The 6,167-nt window shown below is 57.2% G+C and carries 6 protein-coding genes; 4 read left to right on the plus strand and 2 right to left on the minus strand.

The window, feature by feature from the left end; translation table 11 throughout:
- The first annotated feature begins 129 nt into the window (after positions 1 to 129).
- Positions 130 to 1,164, plus strand: coding sequence for an N-acetyl-gamma-glutamyl-phosphate reductase (gene argC, locus EYC95_RS14840; RefSeq protein ID WP_131061023.1), 1,035 nt, complete (start codon positions 130 to 132; stop codon positions 1,162 to 1,164).
- Positions 1,165 to 1,332: 168 nt separating this feature from the next.
- Entirely contained in the window at positions 1,333 to 1,683 is a 351-nt protein-coding gene (gene erpA, locus EYC95_RS14845; RefSeq protein ID WP_007947969.1) for an iron-sulfur cluster insertion protein ErpA, read from the plus strand.
- A 67-nt stretch (positions 1,684 to 1,750) separates the two neighbouring features.
- On the opposite strand, the gene EYC95_RS14850 is transcribed toward erpA, so the two are convergent.
- Positions 1,751 to 2,842, minus strand: a complete 1,092-nt coding sequence (locus EYC95_RS14850) for an anhydro-N-acetylmuramic acid kinase (RefSeq protein ID WP_131061024.1) — start codon at positions 2,840 to 2,842, stop codon at positions 1,751 to 1,753.
- Positions 2,843 to 2,845: 3 nt separating this feature from the next.
- Positions 2,846 to 4,267, minus strand: coding sequence for a peptidoglycan DD-metalloendopeptidase family protein (locus EYC95_RS14855; RefSeq protein WP_131061025.1), 1,422 nt, complete (start codon positions 4,265 to 4,267; stop codon positions 2,846 to 2,848).
- Between the two features lie 213 nt (positions 4,268 to 4,480).
- Here EYC95_RS14855 and tyrS point away from each other — a divergent pair, with 213 nt between their 5' ends.
- A complete protein-coding gene (gene tyrS / locus EYC95_RS14865) occupies positions 4,481 to 5,680 on the plus strand; it encodes a tyrosine--tRNA ligase (RefSeq protein ID WP_131061026.1) in 1,200 nt (399 codons plus the stop codon).
- A 279-nt stretch (positions 5,681 to 5,959) separates the two neighbouring features.
- Positions 5,960 to 6,167 (plus strand): hypothetical protein (locus EYC95_RS30365; protein ID WP_218568847.1); only part of this gene is annotated, 208 nt, incomplete at its 3' end.

Raw genomic sequence — 6,167 nt, forward strand, 5'->3', positions numbered from 1 at the left:
TTATTCCCAGGTTCACGGTAGCCCGAATAGTAGAGGCTTGAGCCGCCGCACGTCACCTTGACAGTTGTCGCAGGGCTGCGCGGCCCCTATTATCGACGGCTTTCCAGTGGGTTCGTTGAGGGCAGGTTTATGGTCAAGGTCGGTATCGTCGGCGGCACGGGTTACACCGGTGTCGAACTGCTGCGTCTGTTGGCACAGCATCCGCAAGCTGAAGTGGTAGTGATCACTTCCCGATCCGAGGCCGGACTTGCCGTGGCTGATATGTACCCGAACCTGCGAGGCCACTACGACGGCCTGGCTTTCAGCGTTCCGGACATCAAGACGCTGGGTGCGTGTGATGTGGTGTTCTTCGCCACGCCTCACGGTGTTGCTCATGCGCTGGCTGGCGAACTGCTGGCAGCCGGGACCAAGGTCATCGATCTGTCGGCGGACTTCCGTCTGCAAGACCCTGTCGAGTGGGCCAAGTGGTACGGCCAGCCGCACGGTGCGCCGGAACTGCTGGAAGAAGCGGTCTACGGTTTGCCGGAAGTCAATCGCGAGCAAATCAAGGAAGCTCGCCTGATCGCCGTCCCGGGTTGCTATCCAACGGCGACGCAGTTGGGTTTCCTGCCGTTGCTCGAAGCGGGCCTGGCCGATACCAGCCGTTTGATCGCTGACTGCAAATCCGGTGTCAGCGGTGCGGGCCGTGGCGCCTCTGTGGGTTCGCTGTACTCCGAGACGTCGGAAAGCATGAAAGCCTACTCCGTCAAAGGTCACCGTCACTTGCCGGAAATCCGCCAGGGCCTGCGTCGTGCAGCGGGCAAGGACGTCGGCCTGACCTTCGTTCCACACCTGACGCCTATGATTCGCGGCATTCACTCGACGTTGTACGCGACCGTCGTCGATCGCTCGGTGGATCTGCAAGCGCTGTTTGAAAAGCGTTACGCCAACGAACCGTTCGTCGACGTAATGCCGGCCGGCAGCCATCCGGAAACCCGCAGCGTGCGCGGTGCCAACGTTTGCCGTATTGCCGTGCATCGTCCGCAGGACGGTGATCTGGTAGTGGTGTTGTCGGTGATCGATAACCTGGTCAAAGGTGCGTCGGGTCAGGCGGTGCAGAACCTGAACATCCTGTTTGGTCTGGATGAACGTCTGGGCCTGTCCCACGCCGGTATGCTGCCGTAGGGCTTTATCCTGGTCAGCAAAAAGGCCCGTCTGACGGGCCTTTTTGCGTTTTGCGCCGGCAATCGGGTTTATTGATATACCGTAACAATAGTTGACCGATTTTCTAGGAGAAGCGGATAATGCGCGTCATCACGCATTATGGCGGCGTAACGCCGGGAGATAGTCAGCATGAGCGTCGAATCCTTCACCCCCACCGCTTTGCAATTCACCCACGGTGCCGCGCACAAGGTGAAGAGCCTGGTCGATGAAGAGGGGAATGATCGCTTGAAGCTGCGCGTATTCGTTACGGGTGGCGGTTGTTCAGGTTTTCAGTACGGCTTCACCTTCGATGAAGAAGTGGCCGATGACGACACCATCGTCGAGCGCGAAGGTGTGAGTCTGGTCGTAGATCCGATGAGCTTCCAGTACCTGGCCGGTGCCGAGGTGGATTATCAGGAAGGTCTGGAAGGTTCGCGTTTCGTGATCAAGAACCCGAACGCCAGCACCACGTGTGGCTGCGGCTCTTCGTTCTCGATCTGATCGCGCTTCACCGCATTATCAAGCGCCGCATGGCTTCAGGGCTTTGCGGCGTTTTGCTGTGTGGAGTTTATGCCGGGTAGATGGCGCCGAGTACGCGCAGGCCGCGGGCACCGGTGACGCTTGGGCGATTGGCAGCGATGCCTTCCAGGCAGCAATGGGCCAGCCAGGCGAAGGCCATGGCTTCGACCCAGTCCGGGTCCACGCCGTAAGCGGCGGTGCTGCTGACGGTCGCGTTTGGCAACAGGCTGGCCAAGCGCTTCATCAGTGTGGCGTTGTGCGCGCCACCACCGCAGATCAGCAATTCCTGAGTGTCCGATTGGGCGTGCTGCAGTGACTCGACGATGGTCAGTGCGGTCAGCTCAAGCAGAGTTGCTTGCACGTCTTCAGTCGCGAAGGGTGGCAGTTTCGCTAAATGTTGTGTCAGCCATGACAGGTTGAACACTTCGCGGCCGGTGCTTTTCGGGCCTTTGGTTACGAAGAACGGATCACTCAGCAATTCATTCAGCAGAACCGGTTCAACCTTGCCGCTGGCAGCCCATTGGCCGTCACGGTCAAAGTTGTCGCCGCGCTGCTGATGAATCCAGGCATCCAGCAGGACGTTCCCCGGGCCGCAGTCGAAACCGGCGACAGGCTTGCCGGGCTCGATCAGGCTGAGGTTGCTGAATCCGCCAACATTCAATACCGCGCGATTGCCGACACGTTTTTCAAACAAGGCTTCGTGGAAGGCTGGAACCAGAGGTGCGCCTTGCCCGCCAGCGGCAACATCACGGCTGCGGAAGTCGCTGACCACGGTGATTCCGGTCAACTCGGTCAGCAGCGCAGGGTTGCCGATTTGCACCGTGAAGCCGCGTGCCGGTTCATGGCGAATGGTCTGGCCGTGGCTGCCAATCGCGCGAATGTCTTCGGGCTTCAGGTTGTGCTGGTGGAGGAGGGTGTTAATGCCCTGCGCTGCCAGTTTCACCCAGTTTTGCTGGGCGATGGCGGAACGGGCTATCTCGTCCGGGCCGCTGGCGCACAAGCCAAGCAGCTCGGCGCGCAGGGAATCAGGCATCGGGGTGTAGTGCGTGGCGATCAGGTTGATCGCCGGAGTCAGCTCGATCAGCGCGATGTCCAGGCCATCGAGGCTGGTCCCGGACATCACACCTATATAGAGCGTCATGATTTAGCGCTTCGAAGCCAGCATGGTGGCTTTCTCTTGGTCCATGCGCGCCATTAACGGCTGGCTCTGCGCGAGGAAGCGTGCGCGTTCCGCTTTGGAGATGGGGTCAGCCATCGCAACCTTCTGGCCCAGTGGGTCGACGTGCACGCCATTGACCTGGAACTCGTAGTGCAAGTGCGGGCCGGTGGAGAGGCCGGTAGTACCGATGTAGCCGATCACTTGGCCTTGTTTGACGGTGCCGCCTGTCTGCACGCCTTTGGCAAAGCCTTGCATGTGGCCGTACAGCGTACGGTAGGTATTGCCATGCTGAATGATCACGGTATTGCCGTAGCCGCCGCGGCGACCTGCCAGCAACACCTTGCCGTCACCGGCCGCTTTGATCGGCGTGCCGCGTGGTGCTGCGTAATCCACGCCTTTGTGGGCGCGGATCTTGTTCAGGATCGGGTGCTTGCGGCCCATGGAGAACTTCGAACTGATGCGGGCGAAGTCGACCGGAGTGCGGATAAACGCCTTGCGCATGCTGTTGCCATCAGCGGTGTAGTAGCTGCTGTTGCCTTGCTTGTTGGTGTAACGCACGGCGGTGTAGGTCTTGCCGCGGCTGGTGAAGCGTGCGGAAAGGATCGGACCGTTGCCGATAGCCTTGCCGTTGACGACTTTCTGCTCATAGATCACATCAAACTCGTCACCCTGGCGAATATCCTGGGCGAAGTCGACGTCATAGCCAAACACACTGGCCATGTCCATGGTCAGGCTGTGGGACAGGCCGGCACGCGCGGCAGACTGCGACAGCGAGCTGTTGATCACGCCATGAGCGTAGGCAGAACGCACGGTAGGCTTGGCGGTAATGCGGTTGAACGTATAGCCCTTGTCACTCTTGGTCAGGGTGATGCTTTCGAGGTCGCTCACCTTGCTGTGCAAGTTGGTCAGCTGGCCGTCGGGGGTCAGTTCGAATTCGAGTTTCTGGCCGTGTTTGAGTTGGCTGAATTGCTTGGCCTGCTTATCGCTGGCCAGTACTTCATGCACGGAAGTGGCTGGAAGGCCGACTTTCTCAAACAGCGTGGAGAGAGTATCGCCTTTGGAAACGATCACTTCCTTATGGCCTGGTGCCTTCTTTTCTTCGACGACAGGTGCCGGCGCTGGTGCAGCCTGGGCTGTTTTCTGAGGTTCTTCCGCACTGTTTTCGATCTGCGCGAAAGGGGAGGCTGCCGGCTCATTTGTGGCTTGAACGGCTTCGGCAGCGTCTTGATCTTGTGTCAGTTGTTCAGCAGGGCTTTCCAGTTCAAGACTCAGGGTCGTCTTTTTGGCTTCTACATCACTGGAAGGGAATACCAGAAGCGCCAAGCTCAGAAGAGCGGCGATACCACTTGCTGCGAGCAGGTGGGTCTTCGGGTAAAGCGGTGGCGCTTTAGACGATTCTTTGGTCATGGGTAATTTTTGACTTTGAAAAAAGATGAATTGGAAAAGATGAATGACATGATGAAGATGAAATAACTGTATAAAATATAACCAAATCATCTCTGAAGCAAGTCCGTGGTCACTCTGCCAGCGGATTGGCGTCATTGCGCCGGCCAAACTTTGTATTTGACGCGTGATCTTGTATGGTTGGTTCCCTTTGAATTCGAGCCTTGCGGGTCTGTTATGAAGTCGGTTGAAGAGCAGCTAGCGCTGATAAAACGTGGTGCGGAAGAACTGTTGGTCGAGTCCGAGCTGATCGAAAAGCTCAAGCGTGGCCAGCCGCTACGTATTAAGGCAGGCTTCGATCCGACTGCGCCGGATTTGCACCTGGGTCATACCGTGCTTATTAATAAGCTGCGCCAGTTCCAGGAGCTGGGTCATCAGGTCATCTTCCTTATAGGTGACTTCACCGGGATGATCGGTGATCCGAGCGGCAAAAGCGCGACACGTCCTCCGCTCACTCGCGAGCAGGTTCTCGAGAATGCCGAGACCTACAAGACTCAAGTCTTCAAGATTCTTGATCCGGCCAAGACCGAAGTGGCGTTCAACTCCACTTGGATGGATCAGATGGGGCCGGCGGACTTCATTCGTCTGACTTCGCAGTACACCGTGGCTCGCATGCTTGAGCGCGACGACTTCGACAAGCGCTACACCACCAACCAGCCAATCGCTATTCACGAGTTCCTCTATCCGTTGGTTCAAGGGTATGACTCGGTCGCTTTGCGCGCGGATGTCGAGTTGGGCGGTACCGATCAGAAGTTCAACCTGCTGATGGGACGTGAGCTGCAGCGCAGTTATGGTCAAGAGGCTCAATGCATCCTGACTATGCCGCTGCTCGAAGGTCTGGATGGCGTGAAGAAGATGTCCAAGTCCTTGGGCAACTACGTCGGTATCCAGGAGGCGCCGGGTGTCATGTACGGCAAGCTGGTCTCTATTCCGGATGCGCTGATGTGGCGCTACTTTGAGTTGCTCAGTTTCCGCTCCATGGATGAGATCAATGCATTCCGTGCCGATGTCGAGGCGGGTGCCAACCCGCGTGATATCAAGATCAAGCTGGCCGAAGAGATCGTTGCACGTTTCCATGGTGAAGAGGCTGCGGCCAATGCTCACCGTGCGGCGGGCAACCGTATGAAGGAAGGCGAGCTGCCGGACGATCTGCCAGAGATCGAATTGACCGCGACTGAAGACATGCCGATCGCTGCCGTCCTTAATAAGGCGGGCCTGGTCAAGAACTCGGCCGTCGCTCGAGACCTGCTGGGTTCCGGTGGTGTGCGTATAGATGGTGAGGTTGTCGATCGCACCTTTATATACGTACTGGGCGCGACCCATGTTTGCCAGGCGGGAAAGAAGGCATTTGCGCGTATTACGCTCAAATCCGAGTAAAGCTGAAATTAGGGGTTGACGGCAGATTCTGGAAGTCTATAATTCGCCCCACTTCCGGCGCAGTCGAAACGGAAAACTCCTTGGTAAACAAAGAGTTACGCAGTTTTCGACAGTGAGTTGCTTCAGGTCATCGAAGCCCAGAAGGAGTTGATCAAGCGGGTGGGTTTGGCTTGATTGACGGTTCGATCTTCTCGGTCGAAAGCGGAGAAAAAGAGGTGTTGACAGCAGCGAGTAACGCTGTAGAATTCGCCTCCCGCTAACGAGAGATCGGAAGCGCAAGTGGTTGAAGTTGCAAAGGAAACTTTGAAAACTTCTGAAAATAACCGCTTGACAGCAACAGAGGCTGCTGTAGAATGCGCGCCTCGGTTGAGACGAAAGATCTTAACCAACCGCTCTTTAACAACTGAATCAAGCAATTCGTGTGGGTGCTTGTGGAGTCAGACTGATAGTCAACAAGATTATCAGCATCGCAAGTTACTCCGCGAGA

It is taken from the genome of Pseudomonas sp. BGI-2, from assembly GCF_004310295.1.
In the GTDB taxonomy this organism is placed as follows: Bacteria; Pseudomonadota; Gammaproteobacteria; order Pseudomonadales; family Pseudomonadaceae; genus Aquipseudomonas.